At 74.3% G+C, this 19,589-nt stretch carries 17 protein-coding genes; 9 read left to right on the top strand and 8 right to left on the bottom strand.

The features are described 5' to 3' along the window. Window positions 1-64: 64 nt before the first annotated feature. From ACLQ22_RS24260 to ACLQ22_RS24245, 4 genes are all read left to right on the top strand, one after another. Window positions 65-2,686, top strand: a complete 2,622-nt coding sequence (locus ACLQ22_RS24260; protein WP_425694341.1) for a discoidin domain-containing protein — start codon at window positions 65-67, stop codon at window positions 2,684-2,686. Between the two features lie 152 nt (window positions 2,687-2,838). Then, window positions 2,839-3,459, top strand: coding sequence for a TetR family transcriptional regulator (locus ACLQ22_RS24255; protein WP_425694340.1), 621 nt, complete (start codon window positions 2,839-2,841; stop codon window positions 3,457-3,459). Between the two features lie 66 nt (window positions 3,460-3,525). Beyond that, complete coding sequence (locus ACLQ22_RS24250) at window positions 3,526-5,118, top strand: MDR family MFS transporter (protein WP_425694339.1); 1,593 nt, start codon at window positions 3,526-3,528, stop codon at window positions 5,116-5,118. A 243-nt stretch (window positions 5,119-5,361) separates the two neighbouring features. Further along, entirely contained in the window at window positions 5,362-7,107 is a 1,746-nt protein-coding gene (locus ACLQ22_RS24245; protein WP_425694338.1) for a family 16 glycoside hydrolase, read from the top strand. A 127-nt stretch (window positions 7,108-7,234) separates the two neighbouring features. On the opposite strand, the gene ACLQ22_RS24240 is transcribed toward ACLQ22_RS24245, so the two are convergent. The 8 genes from ACLQ22_RS24240 to ACLQ22_RS24205 all read right to left on the bottom strand — a co-directional run bounded on the left by ACLQ22_RS24240 (window position 7,235) and on the right by ACLQ22_RS24205 (window position 14,540). Then, complete coding sequence (locus ACLQ22_RS24240) at window positions 7,235-8,134, bottom strand: STM4011 family radical SAM protein (RefSeq protein WP_425694337.1); 900 nt, start codon at window positions 8,132-8,134, stop codon at window positions 7,235-7,237. Next, a complete protein-coding gene (locus tag ACLQ22_RS24235) occupies window positions 8,131-9,453 on the bottom strand; it encodes an STM4012 family radical SAM protein (RefSeq protein ID WP_425694336.1) in 1,323 nt (440 codons plus the stop codon). Before ACLQ22_RS24235 ends, ACLQ22_RS24240 begins: the two co-directional genes overlap by 4 nt. After that, window positions 9,450-10,244, bottom strand: a complete 795-nt coding sequence (locus ACLQ22_RS24230; RefSeq protein ID WP_121401489.1) for an STM4013/SEN3800 family hydrolase — start codon at window positions 10,242-10,244, stop codon at window positions 9,450-9,452. Before ACLQ22_RS24230 ends, ACLQ22_RS24235 begins: the two co-directional genes overlap by 4 nt. Further along, window positions 10,241-11,422 carry an STM4014 family protein gene (locus ACLQ22_RS24225; RefSeq protein ID WP_425694335.1) on the bottom strand — a complete coding sequence of 394 codons (1,182 nt, stop codon included), beginning with the start codon at window positions 11,420-11,422 and terminating at the stop codon, window positions 10,241-10,243. Before ACLQ22_RS24225 ends, ACLQ22_RS24230 begins: the two co-directional genes overlap by 4 nt. A 1-nt stretch (window position 11,423) precedes the next feature. Further along, the gene (locus tag ACLQ22_RS24220; RefSeq protein WP_425694334.1) at window positions 11,424-12,371 is read right to left on the bottom strand and encodes an STM4015 family protein; all 948 of its coding nucleotides are present in this window, start codon (window positions 12,369-12,371) and stop codon (window positions 11,424-11,426) included. A 6-nt stretch (window positions 12,372-12,377) separates the two neighbouring features. Then, window positions 12,378-13,250: an STM4015 family protein gene (locus ACLQ22_RS24215; protein WP_425694333.1), complete on the bottom strand. Its 873-nt coding sequence runs from the start codon at window positions 13,248-13,250 to the stop codon at window positions 12,378-12,380. A gap of 174 nt (window positions 13,251-13,424) precedes the next feature. Next, window positions 13,425-14,216 carry a shikimate dehydrogenase family protein gene (locus ACLQ22_RS24210; RefSeq protein WP_425694332.1) on the bottom strand — a complete coding sequence of 264 codons (792 nt, stop codon included), beginning with the start codon at window positions 14,214-14,216 and terminating at the stop codon, window positions 13,425-13,427. Between the two features lie 171 nt (window positions 14,217-14,387). Next, a complete protein-coding gene (locus tag ACLQ22_RS24205) occupies window positions 14,388-14,540 on the bottom strand; it encodes a hypothetical protein (RefSeq protein ID WP_425694331.1) in 153 nt (50 codons plus the stop codon). 411 nt (window positions 14,541-14,951) lie between these two features. Between ACLQ22_RS24205 and ACLQ22_RS24200 the strand changes: the two genes are divergently transcribed. From ACLQ22_RS24200 to ACLQ22_RS24180, 5 genes are all read left to right on the top strand, one after another. Next, window positions 14,952-15,851: an alpha/beta hydrolase family protein gene (locus tag ACLQ22_RS24200; RefSeq protein WP_425694330.1), complete on the top strand. Its 900-nt coding sequence runs from the start codon at window positions 14,952-14,954 to the stop codon at window positions 15,849-15,851. A gap of 197 nt (window positions 15,852-16,048) precedes the next feature. Further along, a complete protein-coding gene (locus ACLQ22_RS24195; RefSeq protein WP_366643864.1) occupies window positions 16,049-16,834 on the top strand; it encodes an ABC transporter ATP-binding protein in 786 nt (261 codons plus the stop codon). After that, window positions 16,831-17,553 carry an ABC transporter ATP-binding protein gene (locus tag ACLQ22_RS24190; protein WP_425694329.1) on the top strand — a complete coding sequence of 241 codons (723 nt, stop codon included), beginning with the start codon at window positions 16,831-16,833 and terminating at the stop codon, window positions 17,551-17,553. The genes ACLQ22_RS24195 and ACLQ22_RS24190 overlap by 4 nt, the downstream gene beginning before the upstream one ends. A 26-nt stretch (window positions 17,554-17,579) precedes the next feature. Continuing rightward, window positions 17,580-18,458, top strand: a complete 879-nt coding sequence (locus tag ACLQ22_RS24185) for a branched-chain amino acid ABC transporter permease (RefSeq protein WP_121401375.1) — start codon at window positions 17,580-17,582, stop codon at window positions 18,456-18,458. Next, a complete protein-coding gene (locus tag ACLQ22_RS24180) occupies window positions 18,455-19,570 on the top strand; it encodes a branched-chain amino acid ABC transporter permease (RefSeq protein ID WP_425694328.1) in 1,116 nt (371 codons plus the stop codon). Before ACLQ22_RS24185 ends, ACLQ22_RS24180 begins: the two co-directional genes overlap by 4 nt. Window positions 19,571-19,589: the final 19 nt, after the last annotated feature.

Raw genomic sequence — 19,589 nt, 5'->3', positions numbered from 1 at the left:
CTGCGGCCCCCTTCGTCATCCCGTCACGCCCGAGGTCAGCGACCCTCTATCGACAGGCGAAGTCATGACATCTCGCGCTACATCCGTACGCCCGACGCCGCCGCCGGGGCGACCCGCCCGGCGGTTGCTCATCGGTCTCGCGCTGCTCCTCGTCGCGGCGCTCACCCCCGCCGCGACGCCCCCGGCGCAGGCCGCCCCGAGCCTGCTGTCCCAGGGGCGGCCCGCGACCGCCTCGTCTGCGGAGAACGCCGGCACCCCGGCGTCCGCCGCGGTCGACGGCGATGCCGGCACCCGCTGGGCCAGCGCCTTCAGCGACCCCCAGTGGATCCAGGTCGACCTCGGCACCCGGGCCAACCTCAGCCAGGTGGTCCTGTCCTGGGAGGGCGCCTACGGCCGGGCCTTCACGATCCAGACCTCCGACGACGGCGCGGCCTGGACGACCGTGCACAGCACCACCGCCGGCACCGGCGGCACCCAGACCCTGGACGTCGCGGGCGCCGGCCGGTACGTCCGGATGCACGGCACCGCGCGCGGCACCGGCTACGGCTACTCCCTCTGGGAGTTCCAGGTCTACGGGGAGGCCGGCGGCACCGCGCCCACCTGCGGCAGCGCCAACGTCGCCCAGGGCCGGCCGGCCACCGCGTCGTCGGTGGAGAACGCCGGCCTCCCCGCCTCGGCGGCGGTCGACGGCAACCCGGGCACCCGCTGGGCCAGCGCCGCCGCGGACCCCCAGTGGCTGCGGGTGGACCTGGGCTCCGTGCGGTCGATCTGCCGCGTGGTGCTGACCTGGGAGGCCGCCCACGCGCGGGCGTTCCAGCTCCAGACCTCGGTCGACGGCAGCGCCTGGACCACCGTGTACGGCACCACCACCGGCACCGGGGGCAGCCAGTCGCTCGCCGTCACCGGCAGCGGCCGCTACCTGCGGGTGTACGGCACGGCGCGAGCCACCACCTACGGCTACTCGCTCTGGGAGCTGGCGGTGAACGTGCCGGGCGACGACGCCCCGCCGGTGGAGCCCACCGACCCCCGCAACCCGAACTTCGGGCCGAACACCTTCGTCTTCGACCCGTCCACCCCGACCGCCACCATCCAGAGCCGGCTGAACACGATCTTCACCCAGCAGGAACGCAACCAGTTCGGCCCCGAGCGCTACGCCGTGCTGTTCAAGCCCGGCACCTACACCGCCGACGTCAACCTCGGCTTCTTCACCCAGGTCGCCGGCCTCGGCATGAGCCCGGACGACGTCAACCTCAACGGCCACGTACGCGCCGAGGCGTTCTGGATGGGCGGCAACGCCACACAGAACTTCTGGCGGGCCGCCGAGAACCTCTCGGTGACCCTGCCGGCCGGGGTGACCGTGGAGCGGTGGGCCGTCTCGCAGGCCGCGCCGTACCGGCGGATGCACCTGCGCGGCGCGCAGAACCAGATCCAGCTGTGGAACGGCGGCGACGGCTGGTCCAGCGGCGGCCTGATGGCCGACACCAGGATCGACGGTCTGGTCGTCTCCGGGTCGCAGCAGCAGTGGTACTCGCGCAACAGCGAGTTCGGCGGCTGGACCGGCTCGGTGTGGAACATGGTCTTCCAGGGCGTCACCGGCGCCCCGCCGCCGCACTTCCCCAACCCCTCGCACACCGTCATCCCACAGACCCCCCAGGTGCGGGAGAAGCCCTTCCTCTACGTCGACGGCACCGGTGAGTACCGGGTCTTCGTGCCCGCGCTGCGCACCAACTCCACCGGCACCAGCTGGTACGGCAGGACCCCGGCCGGCTCCTCCATCTCCCTCAGTCAGTTCTACGTCGTGCGGCCGGGCACCGGGGCGGCCACCATCAACGCCGCGCTCGCCCAGGGCCGGCACCTGCTGTTCACCCCGGGCGTGCACCGGGTCACCGAGCCGATCCGGGTGGACCGCCCCGACACGGTGGTCCTCGGCCTCGGCCTGGCGACCGTCCAGGCCGACAACGGCACCGTCGCGATGCGGGTCGCCGACGTGGACGGCGTGAAGGTGGCCGGCATCATGTTCGAGGCCGGCCAGGTGAACTCGCCGGTGCTGATGGAGGTCGGCCCGCCCGGCTCGGCGGCGAGCCACGCGGCCAACCCGACCTCGCTGCACGACGTCTTCTTCCGCATCGGCGGGCCGGGCGTCGGCCGGGCCACCAACACGTTGACCGTCAACAGCGACCACGTGATCGGTGACCACATGTGGCTCTGGCGCGCCGACCACGGCGACGGGGTCGGCTGGACGGTGAACACCGCCGACACCGGCCTGACGGTCAACGGCGACGACGTGACCATGTACGGCCTCTTCGTCGAGCACTACCAGCGGTACCAGACGGTGTGGAACGGCAACGGGGGCCGGACGTACTTCTACCAGAACGAGATGCCGTACGACCCGCCGAACCAGGCCGCCTGGATGAACGGGGCCACCCGCGGCTACGCGGCGTACAAGGTGGCCGACGGGGTGAGCACCCACCAGGCGTGGGGGATGGGCAGCTACTGCTACTTCAACGTCAATCCCTCGGTGGTCGCCGACCGGGCCATCGAGGCACCGACGAGCCCGAACGTCCGGTTCACCAACATGGTCACCGTCTCCCTCGGTGGCGTGGGCACCATCAACCGGGTGGTCAACGGCACCGGCGGCACCGCCAACGCGGCCAACCAGCAGGTGTACCTCACGAACTACCCGTGACCCGCACGGCGAAGGGCCCGGCCGGATCGTCCCGGCCGGGCCCGCGCCCCTTCCGGCGGCGCTGGCGACCCCGGACCGGCCGCCGGATGGCCAGCGTCACTTCACTGAATAAAACATTGCAGGACCTGCAAGATCGCTAGTAGGGTCCTCGCGTGACATCCGCCGGAACCGAACCCGCTCCCGGGCGGCGCGACCGCAAGAAGCGCCAGACCCGTGCCGCGCTGACCGAGGCGGCCCTGCGCCTGGTGGCCGAGCGCGGCCTGGCCCAGGTGACGGTGGAGGAGATCAGCGAGGCGGCCGACGTCTCCCCGCGCACCTTCTTCAACTACTTCGCCTGCAAGGACGACGCCCTGGTCGGGGACCAGGCGGGCCACTCGGCGCGCCTGGTGGCCCGGCTGGCCGCCGTGCCGCCCGAGGTGCCGGTGCTGACCGCGCTGCGGACCGCCCTCGACGAGGTGGTCGACGAGGTGCGCGCCGAGCGCGAGCTGTGGTGCCTGCGGATGGACGTGGTGACGCGCAATCCCGCGCTGCTGCCCCGCCTGCTGGCGGGCAACGCCGAGACGGAACGCGCCATCGTCGAGGTCGTCGCGGCGCGGGTGGGCGTCGATCCCGACCACGGCTACCCGGCGCTGGTCACCGCCGTGACGGGCGCGGCGCTGCGCCACGCCATGACCCGGTGGGCCGCCCACCCCGACCGGCCGGACCTGGCCGACCTCGTCGACGAGGCGTTCGCCGCCCTCGCCGCGGGGCTGCCGCAACCCGACCGGCCCTGACCCGCAAGCCCCTTCCGGGAAAGGTGCCCGGGAGGCCGTGAAACCCGTACCCGGTAAGGAAGGTCAATGACCGCCACCGTGCCCGCCGAGACCCCCAAGGTCGGCGCCGGCCGCATGTCCCGCCGCGAGGTGCTCCAGGCACTCTCCGGCCTGATGGTCGGCATGTTCGTGTCGATCCTCGCCTCCACGGTCGTGGCGAACGCGCTGCCGCGCATCATCGCCGACCTGAACGGCACCCAGACCGTCTACACCTGGATCGTCACCACCGAGCTGCTGGCCATGACGGCGACCGTGCCGCTGTGGGGCAAGATGGCCGACCTCTACAGCAAGAAGCTGCTGATCCAGCTCTCCCTCGGCCTCTTCGTGGTCGGCTCGCTGATCGCCGGGCTGACCCCGAACGTCGAGGTGCTGCTGGTCAGCCGGGTCGTGCAGGGCATCGGCGCCGGTGGCATGACCGCCCTGGCCACCATCGTGATGGCGGCCATGATCCCGCCGCGCGAGCTGGGGCGCTACGCCGGCATCTTCGGCGCCGTGTTCGGCGTCGGCACCATCGCCGGCCCGCTGATCGGCGGCGTGCTCGTGGACACCTCCTGGCTCGGCTGGCGCTGGTGCTTCCTGATCGGCGTCCCGTTCACCCTGCTCTCGATCGTCCTGCTCCAGCGCACCCTGCACCTGCCGGTGACCCGCCGCAAGGTGAAGATCGACTGGCTCGGCGCGCTGCTCATCACCTCCGGGGTCTCCACCGTGCTGGTCTGGTCGTCGCTGGCCGGGAACAAGTTCGCCTGGGCCTCGGGGTGGACGGCGCTGATGGTGGGCGGCGGCCTCGTCCTGCTGGCGCTGGCGGTCTGGGTGGAGTCCCGCGCGGCGGAGCCGATCGTGCCGCTGGAAATCTTCCGCAACCGGACGGTCTCGCTGACCACCGTCGCCAGCATCCTGGTCGGCGTGGCGATGTTCGGCGGCACCGTCTTCCTGTCCCAGTACTTCCAGCTCTCGCTGGGCAAGTCGCCGACGGTGGCGGGTCTGATGAGCCTGCCGATGATCCTGGGCCTGCTGGTCTCGTCGACGGTGGCCGGCCAGCTGATCACGAAGTACGGTCGCTGGAAGCGTTACCTGGTGGCCGGCGCGGCCGTGATGGTCGCCGGCATGCTGCTGCTGGCCACCATCGACGCCCAGACCAGCATCGTGCTGCTCAGCGTCTACATGGCGGTGCTCGGCATCGGCGTCGGCATGCTCATGCAGAACCTGGTGCTCGCGGCGCAGAACGACGTGCCGGCACACGAGCTGGGCGCGGCCACCTCGGTGCTGACCTTCTTCCGCAGCATGGGCGGCACGATCGGCGTCAGCGCGCTCGGCGCGGTGCTGGCGAACCGGGTCGCGACGCTGAGCGCGGAGGAGCTTGGTCCGCTGACCGGCGGCGCCACGGGCGGGGAGGGCTCCACCGAGGTGCCCGACCTGTCCGCCCTGCCCGAGCCGGTGTTGAAGATCATCCAGGACGTGTACGGGACCGCCACCGGCGAGCTGTTCCTGGTGGCCACCCCCTTCGCGGTGCTCGCCCTGGTGGTGGTGCTGTTCATCCGGGAGAAGCCGCTGCACACCCTCAGTGGTGACGAGCGGCGGGCCCGGGAGGAGGCGGCCGCCGTCGTGCCCGGCGCGCACTGAGTCACCCGCCGAAGGGGCGGTCCGGATCCGTTCCGGGCCGCCCCCTTTCGCGTGCCGGCAGCCGCCCGACCGGCTGCGTCCGGCCGTGCGCCGGGTTGCCCGTCCGGCAGTACGGCGGACGTCGTTCCGCCCGCCAGCCGCATTGACGCCCTTGATTGACAGGTGATGAACGGCACGTTACGGTCGCTCGGGAAAGCGCTTTCCACCTCACCCGCCTGCCCCACCACCTTCAGGAGGCCAGTCATGGAAAGGCCGGACCCCCCACGTCCGTCGTACCGGAAGAGGTGGCCCGTCGTCGGCGGCGCGGTCGCCGTGCTCACCGCCGCCAGCCTCGTCCTCTCGCCGACGGCCGGCGCCGCCACCGCCTTCTCGGCCGACTTCGAGGACGGCAGCATCGCCGGCTGGTCCAAGTCGGGCGGCACCTGGTCGGTCGTGCCCGACGGCTCCCAGGTGGCGCGGCAGTCCAGCACCTCCAGCGAGAACGCCCGCCTCTTCAACGCCTCGACGGCCCTCACCGACTACACCGTCCAGGCCCGGGTCAAGCCTGTGAGCCTGGGCGCCAACGGCTTCGTCGGGCTGCTCGCCCGCGCCTCCGGCTCGACGACGTTCCACCGGCTGGCCCTGCTGCCGGGCCGGGTCGAGTTGCAGGCCGTCAACGGCGGCTCCGTGACCGTGCTGGGCAGCTCCGCGCGGACCGTCAGCAACGGCACCTGGTACACCCTCTCGCTGACCGCCAGCGGCTCCGTGGTCAGCGCGTCGGTCGACGGCACGCAGTTCGCCTCGCGATCCGCGTCGGGCCCCGCCGCCGGCCGCATCGGCCTGCAGACCGCGTACTCCACGGCGTCCTTCGACGACGTGGTGGTGACCACCGGGTCCACCCCGCCGCCGACGACCGCGCCCCCGACGAGCGCGCCGCCCACCACCGCACCGCCCACCACCGCGCCCCCGACGACGCCGCCGCCCACCACGCCGCCCCCGACCCCGCCGCCGCCCACCACGCCCCCGCCGGGCGGCAACGCTCCCGGCCTCCAGGGCTTCGCCACCATGACCGGCCACGGCCGGACCGGCACGAACGGCGGAGCGGGCGGCCCGACGGTGACCGTCAGCACCTACGCACAGCTCGCCGCGGCCGTGGCCGACGACGCGCCCCGAATCGTCCGCGTCTCCGGCACGATCACCGGCACCGGCGCCAAGATGCTGGACGTCGGCTCCAACAAGACGATCATCGGGGCCGGCTCCACCGCCACGATCAGCGGCTTCGGCCTCGACGTCAACGGCTGGGGCCCGGACGAGGTGGCCTGGGGCGGGGACCTCTGCGACCCCGCCGAGCGGAGCCAGTTCACCCACGTCCAGAACGTGATCATCCGTAACCTGACGTTCCGCAGCTCGCCGGACGACTCGATCAACGTCCAGTGCTACTCGCACCACGTGTGGATCGACCACAACACCTTCCACCCCTCGACGGACGGCTCGGTGGACGTCAAGCGCGGCTCCGACCTGGTCACCGTGTCGTACAACCGGTTCGTCGGCACCGACAAGTCGATGCTGCTGGGCCACAGCGACAGCAACGGCGCCCAGGACACCGGCTACCTGCGCGCGACCTACCACCACAACTGGTTCGACGGCTCCAACACCCGCCACCCCCGGGTGCGCTTCGGCTACGCCCACGTGTTCGGCAACTTCGTGGAGGTCGACGACTACTTCATCGGCCTCGGCGTCGGCGGCCAGGTCTACGCCGAGAGCAACCACGTGAAGAGCGCGAAGACGATCACCGAGGACTACGGCGACACCCGACTGACCTGGACGGGCACGAACTTCTACGACAAGGCCACCATCACCCGGGCGAACGACTCCGGCAAGACGATGGACGACTGGCTGCGGATCGACAACACCGTCGCCCGGCCCCCGTACGCGTACACGCCCGGATCCGCCTCCGCCACCCCGCCCGCCGCGGGCGCGGGGGTGGGCGGCGCGGACCAGCTGCCATGACGGTGCCGCCGGCCGTTCCGGGCGACCCGGACTGAACCGGCCGTCGGTGGGGGCGAGCAGGCGATCGGCCCGCCCCCACCGACGCGTACCGTGCCTCGACCGCCACCGGCCCGCGCACCCCGTGCGGCTACGGCACCGGCCGGCGTACCGGCGCGGCCACGGACACCAGGCGGCGTACCGACGGCCAGGCCGCCGGGATGCGTTCCAGGACCCCGCCGGCGAAGACGTCCCGCAGGCCGAGCGGCTTGAGGTGGACGTACCCGATGTGGCAGTCGCAGATTGCGTTGCCGCACGGCCGCGGGCGCAGCGCCGAGCGCCACGACCCGTCGTAGAGGTTGCCGATCGGCTCGTCGATGAAGTGGCAGCGGCGGACCGTGCCGTCGCCGCGCACCGAGATCGCCGTCTCGCCCGCGTGGCAGGGACGGTCGAGCGACACGTGCGGGCGGACGCTGTAGCCGAACAGCGGGTCCAGCTCCGTCCAGGTCGCCTCCTCGGCCGCGTCGTAGCGCCGGCCCTCGGCGGCGTTCACCCACAGGTAGACCTCGGCGGGCAGGGCGGCCCGCAGCGCCCGCGCCTCGGCGAGGTGCTCCGGCAGGCCGACCACCCCGACCGAGTACCGGACGCCCAGCTCGGACAGCCGGGCGCAGCGGCCCAGGAAGCGGTCCCGGTCGACCTGGCCGGGATGGTAGGTCGTCCACAGGGCGGCGGCGCGCGGGTCGGCGTCGGCCAGCCAGTCCACCCGGGCGGCGAGGTTGGTCTGGATGACCACCCGCTCGACGTGCGGCAGGTGCGACAGCGACACCATCGCGTCCCGGTACCAGCGGCGGGTCAGCCCCTCGCCCCACGGGGTGAACAACACCGACAGCCGCACGTCGGTGGTGGCCGCCACCCAGGCGGCGAACCGGTCCAGCGCCGCCCGGTCGGCGCGCAGCAGCTCCGGCGGGTCGCGCCGCTTGGCGAACGGGCAGTACGGGCAGTCGTAGTTGCAGCTCGCCAGGGGACCCCGGTAGAGGATCGCCAGGTTCACCTCGGCACGTACCCGGTCATCGCGTCACGCACCCGGGCGGACGTCAGCCACGGGCCGACCGCGTCGGAGCGGGCCAGCCCGGCCGGGGTCAGCCGCAGCCCGCCGTCGTCGGCCCACCCCCGGTCGACCAGCCGGCCCAGCTCGGGGAAGTCCTCGCCGGGCGGGCGGCCGAAGCGGGCCCGGTAGGCCGCCGGGTCGACCCCCTCGGCGCGCAGCAGCGACTTGAGCAGCCACCGGCGGCGCTGCTCCGCGCCGTCCAGGACGAACCCGAACTCGGCGTACCGGAAGTCGTCCGCCGGGCGGGCAAGGTAGTCGTCGAGCACCGCGCGCACCTGCGACACGCCGACCGCGTAGTCGAACGAGTAGTGCAGGGACGTGGTGTAGGAGCGGGCGCCGCAGCCGAGGCCCACCATGCCGTCGTCCTGGCAGCAGTAGTCCGGCCCGTCCGGGGTGGGCGCGTCGGAGCGGCGGAACTGCCGCATCGACTCCTGTCGGTACCCGGCCGCGCCCAGCGTCGCCACTGCCTGCTCGTAGAGGGCGAGCCGCTGGGCGTCCCAGTCCGCGCGGCCGTGCGCCCGCCGCCCGAGCCCCGTCAGCGGTCGCACGTACAGCGGGTAGAGGTACAGCTCCTCGGGCCGCCACGCCAGGGCCGCGTCGAGGCTCTGCCGCCAGGTGTCGGCGGTCTGCCCGTCGATGCCGTAGATCAGGTCGATGTTGAGCACGGGGATCCGGGCGTCGCGGATCGCTTCCAGGGCCGCCTCCACCTCCGCGCGGCGCTGCGGCCGGCCGGCGGCGCGGGCCTCGGCGTCGAGGAAGCTCTGCACGCCGATGCTCACCCGGGTGGTGCCGTGCGCGGCGAGCACCGCGAGCCGGTCCGGCGTCGCGGTCGCCGGCGAGGTCTCCACCGACAGCGGTACGCCGGGCAGCCGGGCGCCCATCGCGGTGGCGACGCCGAACAGCTCGGTCAGCTCGTCGGCGGTCAGGTAGGTGGGGGTGCCGCCGCCGAGCGCCGCGCGGGCGTAGCCGGCGTCGTCGCCCAGCGCCTCGGCGACCCGGCCGGCCTGCCGGCGCAGCTGCCGCAGGTACGCCGTCACCTGTTCGGCGGGCGCGTTGGCGCGGGTGAACAGGTTGCAGAAGCCGCAGCGCATCTCGCAGAACGGCAGGTGCACGTAGAGGAAGAGCGCCTCGCGCGCCTCGGCCCGCCACACGTCCGCCAGCAGCGGGCGCGGTCGCAGCGGCCGGTAGGAGGTCTTGTGCGGGTACGCGTAGAGGTACTGCTGGTACGGCGAGCCGTCGAGGCCCGTGTCGGTGCTGGTCACCATTCCCCCGGTCGCAGGACGAAGTGGGCGTACGGGACCGTCCACACCACGTCGTGGCCGATCCGGTGGCCGGTGTGGCCGTCCTCCCCGTAGGCGGTGCCGTGGTCGGAGCAGACGATCGCGAACACCGGTCGGCCCCGGCCGGTGAGCAGGGCGAACAGCCGGTCGATTCGGCCGTCGACGTACTCCAGGGCGGCGGCGTGGCTGGCCAGGTCGTCGGCCTGCGCCCCGGGCAGGTGGTGCCGGTTGGGCTGGTGCAGGGCGGCGACGTTGAGGAACGTGAACAGCGGCTGCCGCGCCGGCACCCGCGGCAGCACCTCGGCCAGCCGGTCGAGCTGCGCGTCCAGGCAGGTGGGGGAGGTGACCCCGAACTCCGGCTCCCAGTGCGCCTCGGCGAACAGGCCCGGCAGCACCGCCCCGAGCGGGCTGCGCCGGTTGAAGAACCCGACCCCGCCCAGGCAGAGCGTGTGGTAGCCGACGTCGGCGAGCGCCGTCGGCAGGTCCGGCGCGTCGAACACCCACGTGTCGGCGCCGGACGTCTCGCTGCCGGGGAACGCCGCCGCGTACAGCCGCTCGTGCCGGCCGGGGGTGACCGGGGTGGGCAGGAAACCGGCGAAGAACGCGTGGTGCGCGGCGTAGGTGAAGCTGGCGGGGGAGTGCCGGCGCTCCCACCGGCCCCCGGGCAGCGCCCGCGCCAGGTGCGGCGTGCGCCCCCGCGCGGCCAGGTCGGCGGCGACGTCGTGACGCAGCGTGTCGAGGGTGAGCAGGAGCAGGTCGTGGCTGCCGATCATGCTCCGCACGCCAGCACCTCCCGCCCCGCCGCGTCCCCGCGCGTCGGCCCCTGTCCGGTCGCGTCGCCGCGCGTGGGCCCTCGTCCCGCCGCGTCCCCGCGCGGCGGTGCCTGCCCGGCCGCCGCGCGCCAGCGCTCCCACCGGCCGTCGGTCAGGGCGCGCACCTGCTCGGCGTAGGTGTCCCGGCCGTCGGTGAGCACCCCCGGCAGCAGGTCGCCGAAGGCATTGACCTCGGCCACGGCATGGCGTCGCCAGCCGACGAGGAACATCAGGTCGATCCCGACCTGGAGCGTGCGGGGGAAGCACCGGGCCACCCGCTCGCAGGTCTCCATCGCCGCCGCCCACGCCGCCGGCCCGGCCGCCGCGCGCAGCTCGGCGAGGTCGCCGCGCGCGTTGCCCAGGTGCAGGTTGGTCAGCGGCCCCCGGGCGGCGCGCACCACGGCGTGGGTGGGCCGCCCCGCGACCGTCACCACCCGCAGGTCGACCACCCGCTCGCCGAGCCCCGCCTTGGGCAGCCACCGCTCCACGTGCAGGCCCTCTCCGGCGATCCGGTCGACGATCGCGGCGATCTCGGCCTCGTCGGTGTAGCGGCGTGGCCGCAGGGAGTTGAACAGCCCGTCGGGTGTCGCCTCGACCGTGGTGACCGCCTGCACCCGCCGCCCGGCCACCGCCAGCGCGACGACCCCGGCGGCGGACGAGCCGTGCGCGGGCTTGACGAACACGCGGCTCCAGCGGGCCTCCTTCATCGCCGCTCGCAGCTGCTCCCACCCGTGCACGGGGGGCAGCGCGGCCGGCACCGGCACCCCGGCGGCGGCCAGCCGCGCGTGGCAGCGCCGCTTGTCGCAGAGCGCCGCCACGTCCGCCGGGTCGTTGAGCAGCTCCGCGCCGCCGGCGGCGACCCGGTCCAGGCCCCGCAGCAGCCCGGCGTACGTGTCGGCCAGGCCGACCAGCTCGCCGTGCCGGGCCGGGGCGGCGGACCGGCGCAGCAGCCGGTCCACCTCCGCGTCCTCCCCGGGCGAGTCGACCCGCACCAGCGCGCCGGCCCCGGGCGGCGCCGCCCCGGTCAGCACGTCGGCCCACGGCAGCACCGCCGGTCGGGGCAGGCCGGCGCCGACGACCGCCCGGGTGAACAGGTCGACCCGACGGTTGCCGGGGTTGCCGACGACGGTCAGGCGCATGTCACTCCGACACCGCCGTGTAGCGGTAGCTCTCGCCGTCGTACTCGTCGGGCTCCTGCGGGTCGGAGTCGTCCACCCGGACGCCCGGCAGCGCGGCGAGCACCGACGCGGCCGTCTCCTCCGACAGGTAGTGGTGGTGTAGGTCGAGCTCCGCCAGGTGGGTCAGCGGCTGCCCGGCCAGGAGGGCCGCCGCGCCCTCGTCACCGAGCGTGCCCATCGACAGGTCCAGGCGTTGCAGCCGGGGCACCACCGGCGCCGACGCCAGCGCCCGGGCGAGGTCGTCGGCGATCTCCGAGTTGCACAGGCCGAGCCGGCGCAGCTGCGGGAACCGCTCCCCGGCCAGCAGCGGGGCCAGGTCGGCCACCTGCGCGTCGCCGCCGTAGTCGGAGGTGCCGAGCCACAGCTCCAGGTCGGTCAGCGCGGGCAGGTCGGAGTCGAGCACCGCGCCGACGAACGCCCGGGACAGCCCGCCGCTCTCCACCGCCAGCTCCCGCAGCCGCGCGTGCCGCACCGGGGAGAAGGCGAGGTCCTCGCCACCGCGCACCCGCAACACCTCCAGCTGCGGGTACGCCGTCAGCAGCGGGCTGACGTCGCCCACCTTCATCCAGGAGACCTCGCACTCCTCGACGGTGATGTCACCGAGGAACAGGGCACGCAGGGCGGGCAGGCGCGACGCCGCCGCGCAGAGCTGCGCGACCGGGGCGGTGTGGAACGCCGCGTAGCCCCAGGAGCCGATGACCAGGGAGTCCACGGACGGCCCCGCCTGCGCGACGAACCGGTCGAACGCGACGCGGAACTCCTCCGAGAGCTTGTACTCCATGGTCTCGTTGAAGTGCCAGAGGGCGAACCGCCACGAGACCGGGCCGTCCACCGTGGGCAGCGGCCCGTCGACGGGAACGTCCACCACCGGGCGGCCGGCGAAGTGCTCTGCGTGGGAACCGAAGGCCACCGCCGCTCACTCCCCGACGGCGGTGTAGCGGTAGCGCTTGCCGTCGTACTCGTCGGCGGTCTGCGGGTCCGCCAGGTCGACCTGCACGCCCGGCAGCGCGGCGACCACGGCGGCGGCCGTCTCCTCCGAGAGGAAGTGGTGGTGCAGGTCGAGCCGCGTCAGGTGGGTCAGCGGCTGGCCGGCCAGCAGCGCCTTCGCACCCTCGTCGGTCAGCGTCCCCATCGACAGGTCGAGCGCCTCCAGCCGGGGCACGATCGGCGCGGTGGCGACCGCCGCCGCCACCGCGTCGGCGATCTCGGCGTTGCACGCCGCGAGGTACCGCAGCGCCGGCAGGCCGGCGCCGGAGAGCACCCCGGCCAGATCCTCGACGCTCGCGTCGCCGCCGTAGTCCTTCCTGCCGAGCCACAGGTCCAGCCGGTGCAGGGCCGGCAGCTCGCACGCGCCGACGGCACGGACCACCCCGGCCGGCAGCCCGCCGGATTCGAACCGCAGCTCCCGCAGCTCGGCGTGGCGGATCGGCTCCAGCCGCAGGCCCTGGGCCCCGCGCACCCACAGCACCCCCAGCGACGGGTACGCCGCGAGCAGCGGCGTGATGTCGCCGTGGGTGAGCCAGGAGATCTCGCACTGCTCGTAGGTCAGGTCGGCGAGGAAGACCGCCCGCAGCCCCGTCCACTCCGCGGCGACCTCGACCAGCGGCTCGATCGGCAGCGGCCGCTCGTAGGCCTCGCCCCACTCGCCGATCACCAGGGCGCGCACCGCCTCGGGCGGCACCTGCTCCCGCAGCGCCCGTACGAGACCGAGGAACTCCTCGGGCTCCGCGTCGTGCTCCTCGACCTCCAGCCGCCAGGCGACCGCCGACGGATCGTCGGGAAGTGTCATTCCCGGGGTGAAGGTCACTATCGGTAATCCGACGAACGACGACACGTGCGAGCTGATCACGCCTACCTCCGGTCCGACTGGTGCAGCGGCGGCGCGACGGTAACAGGTCCGCCCGACAAGATGATCAGCAAGCCGGCCGGCGCCGCCGGTCTCCCGGCTCCGGCCGCCGGCCGGTCACAGCCCGAAGAACGCGAGGTAGGCGTCGATCTGGTGGGCGAGCATCGGCTCGCCGGGATGCGCCCGCAGGCCCCGGGCCCGCGCCTCGGCCAGCAGGACCGTCTCCGCCGGCGTCATGATGATGTCGGCGACCACGGCGTCCGCCGGCAGGTCGGCCACCGTGAACGGCGGCGGGTCGTCGGGGCGCAGCCCCAGGGGCGTGGCGTTGACCGCGAGGTCGGCGTCGGCCAGGCGCGGTCGCGTCGTCGCGCCGACCCGGCCGGGGTACGCGGCGGAGAGCCGCCGCCGCAGCGTCTCCAGCCGTTCCGGATCGGTGTCGCTCAGCCGCAACTCCGCCACGCCGGCGTCGAGCAGGGCCACCGCGATCGCGCTGCCCGCCCCGCCCGCGCCCACCACGCACGCCCGGCGGCCCCTCGGGTGGTGTCCGGCCTCGGCCAGCCCGCGGACGAACCCGTCGCCGTCGAAGGTGTCCGCGGTCCATGTCCCGTCGGGCTCGCGCCGCAGGGCGTTGGCGCTGCCGGCCAGGCGGGCGCGGTCGCTGGCCCGGTCGGCGAGGTCCAGCGCGGTGGCCTTGTGCGGCACGGTGACCAGCATCCCGTGCAGGTTCGCCACCCGTTGCAGCCCCCGCACCACCTGGGTGAGGTCGGCCGCCGCGGCGTGGACCGGGACGAGCACCGCGTCGGTGCCGCGCCGGGCCAGCACCGGGTTGAACAGCCCGGGGGCGCGCACCTGTGCGATCGGGTCGCCGAGCAGCGCGTACACCCGGGTGGCGCCGCCTATCTCGGTCATGGGCGTCTCCCGCGGGGGCAGGGGTCGTCCGGCGCGGCCGGACCGGGGCGGTGCCGACCCTACGCGACGGCGGCACCCGCCCCGACCCGGGCACGTCTGCCGCCGGCGGCCGACGTGCCGCGCCCACCCGGCCGGAGTCGGCCGGGTGGGCGCGTTGGCGTCCGCGGGTTCTCAGCCGCTGGACGACGGCCTGCGGATCGCGTCGCGCACGCGGTCGATGACCGCCAGCGCCGGTCCGGCCGCGAGGTTGCCCTTCGCGGACTGGGCGCTGGGGTGCGGGCGCGTCGGCGCGGTCGCCTCCGCCATCCGTACGGCGCCGGCCATCGTGCGGAGCCGGTCGGCGGGTACGTGCTGGCGCAGCAGCGGGAACCTCCTGGTCGGGGCAGTTGCGGGCGAACTGGTGCTGGAAGTTGATCGCCTCGACCTCGATGCCGTTCATGGTGATGATGCGGCAGCGGGTGTACGGGTCGACCGCCTCGGGGTCGATCGGCTCCACGTCGAGTTCGCGCCAGTTGCGGATCTGGCTCTCCAGCGGGATTCCTTTGTGCTCCAACGGGTTGAACACGGCGTCTCCTTCTTCGGCCGGGGTGTCGACCGGCCTACCCCGACAGTCCGGGCGAAAACGGCCGGCCCGATTTTCCCGGGCCGGACTGGCGATTTCACCGATGCGCCGCCGCCGGCACCGTCGAAGACTGATGCATGTCGATATGCCCCGTCCCGTAGGGAGTGCCCGACGTGTCATCACCCACCACCACCGCCCGTTCCCGTCCCACCACCCGCCTCGCCGGGCTGGCCGTGGCCGCCGTCCTCGCCACGGTGGGCGCGCTGGCCGCGCCGCCGGCCGCCCAGGCCGCCGCCAACCCGTACGAGCGCGGTCCCGCCCCGAGCGTCGCCCTGCTGGAGGCCAGCCGCGGCCCGTTCGCCACCGCGTCGCAGAGCGTCTCCTCGCTCAGCGTCACCGGCTTCGGCGGGGGCGTCATCTACTACCCGACCAGCACCGCCGAGGGCACCTTCGGCGCCGTCGCCATCTCGCCCGGCTACACCGCCGCCTGGTCCAGCATCGACTGGCTCGGGCCGCGGATCGCCTCGCACGGCTTCGTGGTGATCGGCATCGAGACCAACACGCGCCTCGACCAGCCCGACAGCCGCGGCCGGCAGCTGCTCGCCGCGCTCGACTACCTGACGCAGCGCAGCTCTGTGCGCGGCCGGATCGACGCCAGCCGCCTCGCCGTCTCCGGCCACTCGATGGGCGGCGGCGGCAGCCTGGAGGCCGCGGTCGCCCGGCCGTCGTTGCAGGCCGCCGTGCCGCTCGCGCCGTGGAACCTGGACAAGTCCTGGTCCGACGTCCGGGTGCCGACGCTGATCATCGGCGGCGAGAGCGACAGCGTCGCGCCGGTCTCGTCGCACTCGGAGCCGTTCTACACCAGCATCCCGGCCTCGTCGGAGAAGGCGTACCTGGAGCTCAACGGGGCGAGCCACTTCTTCCCGCAGACGGTCAACACGCCCACCGCCCGGCAGGCCGTGGCCTGGTTGAAGCGGTTCGTCGACGACGACACCCGCTACGAGCAGTTCCTCTGCCCCGGCCCGACCGGCTCCGCCATCCAGGAGTACCGCAACACCTGCCCGAGCGCCTGACGCCTGCCGGGGCGACCGCCACCCGCGGTCGCCCCTCGGCGCGTGGCTGCCCGCCCGGTGCAGAAACCGTCGGTCGCCGTCCGGGGGGGGGCGGCCCCCGACGAGCGTGTGCGTCCGGGGTATCGAAGCTATTGACGGCCCACCTCAGAAACGTACACTCCCAGTGTAAATACTGGCGGCTGCCGGGGGGACGGGTGATGGAGCAAGGGCTCGCACTGCACCACATCGGGGTCCGCTTCGGCGGCCTCACCGCCCTCGACGACGTCTCGCTGCGGGTGCCGCCCGGCCGGGTGGTCGGCGTGATCGGTCCCAACGGGGCCGGCAAGACCACGCTGTTCAACGTCGTCTGCGGCTTCGTCACGCCGGACGAGGGCTCGCTGAGCCTCGACGGCCGGCCGCTACGCCCGCGCCCGCACCGGCTGACCCGGCTGGGCGTCGCCCGCACGTTGCAGGGCACCGGGCTGTTCGCCGGGCTCACCGTGCTGGAGAACGTGATGACCGGGGCCACCCACACGGCCCGCGCCGGCTTCCTCGCCGCACTGCTGGGCCTGCCCCGCAGCGACCGCGACGAGCGCCGGCTGCGCCGGCACGCCCTCGACGTCCTCGACACCCTGGGCATCGCCGGGCATGCCGACGCCGCGCCGGGCACGCTGCCCTTCGCCGTACGCCAGCGGGTCGCCCTGGCCCGCGCGCTGGCCGCGCGTCCCCGGCTGCTCCTGCTCGACGAGCCCGCCGGGGGCCTGGGCGGCGACGACATCGCCGAGCTGGCGGAGCTGATCCGGGGGCTGCCCCGACGCGACACCGACCCCTGCGCGGTGCTGCTGGTGGAGCACCACATGGACCTGGTGATGTCCGTCTGCGACGAGATCGTGGTGCTCGACTTCGGGCGGGTGATCGCCGCCGGCACCCCCGACGAGGTGCGCGACGATCCGGCGGTCGCCGACGCCTACCTCGGCGCGGCGGTCGACGAGGCCGCCGCGTGACCGGCGAGGACCTGCTCGAGGTGCGCGGCCTGGTGGCCGGCTACGGCGGCGCGCCGGTGCTGCACGAAATCGACCTGACCGTCACGCGGGGCGCCATCGCGGCCGTGGTCGGCGCCAACGGGGCCGGCAAGACCACCCTGCTGCGCACCCTGTCCGGCATGCTGCGCCCGGCGGCCGGCCGGGTCGTCCTGGCCGGGGAGGACCTGCGCGGCGTCCCCGTCGAGCAGCTGGTGCGTCGCGGCATGGCCCACGTGCCGGAGGGCCGCGGGGTGGTCGGCGAGCTGACGGTGGACGAGAACCTGCGCCTCGGCGGGCTGTGGCGGCGCGACCGGGCCGACGCCGCCCGCGCCCTCGACGAGGTCTACCAGCTCTTCGAGCCGCTGGCCCGGCGGCGGCGACACCTCGGGCACCAGCTCTCCGGCGGCGAGCGGCAGATGCTCGCCCTCGGCCGGGCCCTCGTCGGCCGGCCCCGCCTGCTGCTGCTCGACGAGCCGTCGCTCGGCCTGGCGCCGCGGGTGGTCGCCCAGACCATGGCCCTGCTGCGCCGGCTGCGCGACGACACCGGGCTGACCGTCCTGCTCGTCGAGCAGAACGTGCGCAGCGCGCTGTCCGTCGCCGACCAGGGCGTGGTGATGTCCCTGGGCCGGGTCGTCACCACCGCCCCGGCCGCCCGGCTGCGCGACGACGCCGACCTGCGGCACGCCTACCTCGGCTTCTGAACCCTCGTCCCCGCAAGGGAGGACCGTTGGACCGCTTCGTCTTCCTCACCCTCGACGGCTTGTCCAGGGGCGCGGTCCTCGCCGCGTTCGCACTGGCGCTGGTGCTCATCTGGCGGGCGGCCCGGATCGTCAACTTCGCGCAGGGCGCGATGGCCGTCGCCACCGCGTACGTGGCCTACAGCGTCTCCGCCGCCACCGGCTCGTACTGGCTGGGTTTCCTGGCCGCGCTCGGCGCCGGGCTGCTCCTCGGCGCGGCGGTGGACCTGGTCGTCATGCGCTTCGTCGACCACACCTCGCCGCTCAACCCGGTGATCGTCGCGCTGGGGCTGGTGCTGCTGATCCAGGCCGTCCTCGGCATGGCGTACGGCAGCGAGTTCCTGCCCGCCGCGACGCCGTTCTCCCGGACCGCGCTGACCGTGGGCGGCGTCGCCGTCCTGTCGCCGTACGACCTGTTCGTCTTCGCGGCGGTCGCGGTGGTGGTCGTGGGGCTCGCCTGGACCTTCACCCGAACGGCGGTGGGTCTGCGGATGCGCGCGGCGGCGTTCGCCCCCGAGGTGTCCCGGCTGCTCGGGGTGAACGTCGGCGGCATGCTCACCCTCGGGTGGGCGCTGGCCTCCGGGGTCGGCGCCCTGGCCGGCATGCTGGTCATCCCCACCGAGCTGGGCCTGCACCCGCACGCGATGGACCTGGTCTTCGTCTCGGCGTTCACCGCCGCCGTGGTGGGTGGGCTGGACAGTCCACCGGGGGCGGTGGTCGGCGGCCTCGCGGTCGGCCTGCTGCTCTCCTACGTCAGCGGCTACGCCGGCAGCGACGTCACCCCGCTCGCGGTGCTGGTGCTGCTGCTGGCGGTGCTGCTGGTGCGTCCCGGCGGGCTGTTCGCCCCGGTCGCGGCGAGGCGGGTGTGAGCGCCACCCGGGCGGTGACCCCGCCGGACACGAAGGCGCGGGTCGGCCGCACCGGCCCCGCCGAGCCCCGCCTCGGTTCGACCCTGCTGCGTCACCTCGGCCTCGCGGCCGGCGCCGCGCTGCTGCTGGTGGCCGCCAGCTACGGGCTGGAGCCGTTCCGCAACTTCCAGCTCGCGACCGTGGCCGCCTACCTGTGCGCCACCGCCGGGCTGACCGTCCTCACCGGGCTCAACGGTCAGCTCTCGCTGGGGCACGGCGCGCTGATGGCGACCGGCGCGTACACCGTGGCCCTGTGCCAGAACGCGTTCGCCGACGCCGGGATGACCGGCGGCTGGCTGCTCCCGGTGTCGCTGGGCGCCGCCGTCCTGGCCGCCCTCGTGGTGGGCGCCGTGGTCGGGGTGGCCGCCGCCCGGCTGCGCGGCCCGTACCTGGCCGGCGTCACCCTGGCCGTGGCGGTCGTGGTGCCGGCGCTGACCGTCACCTTCGACGGCGTGTTCAACGGCGAGCAGGGGCTGGCGGTGCCGGTCGAGCCCCCGCCGGTGGCCCTCGGCGCGTACTTCCCCTACGAGCGCTGGCAGCTCTGGGTGACCGCCGCGGCCACCCTGCTGGCCCTGCTGCTGCTGGCCAACCTCGTCCGCAGCCGGTACGGCCGCACCTTCCGGGCGGTCCGCGACGACGAGGTCGCCGCCCGCCTCGCCGGCATCCACGTCGCCCGCACCCAGGTCCTCGCCTTCGTGGTCAGCGCGGCCGGCGCCGGGCTCGGCGGCGCCCTGCTCGCGGTCCTCGCGCAGAGCGTGTCGCCCGGGGCCTTCTCGCTGACGCTGTCGCTGTTCCTGCTGATGGCGGTCGTCATCGGCGGGCTGGGCAGCCTCGCCGGCGCGGCCTGGGGCGCCGTCCTGCTGGTCGCCCTGCCCGACCTGACGCACGCCCTCACCGAGCAGCTCACCCTGTCGCCGGCGGTCGCGCAGCGGGTCGAGGGCAACCTGCCGCTGGCGATCTTCGGGATCACCCTGGTCGTCGTCATGATCGCCGCTCCCGGCGGCGTGCAGGGCCTGCTGTCCCGGCTGACCCGGGCCGTCTCCGCGCGCCGGGCGGGCCGGCGGCGGTCCTGAGCCGCTCCGCCGGCCGTCC

The organism is Micromonospora sp. DT178 (assembly GCF_049841695.1).
Taxonomy (GTDB): domain Bacteria; phylum Actinomycetota; class Actinomycetes; order Mycobacteriales; family Micromonosporaceae; genus Micromonospora.
This window is presented reverse-complemented; position numbering and strand designations above follow the sequence as displayed.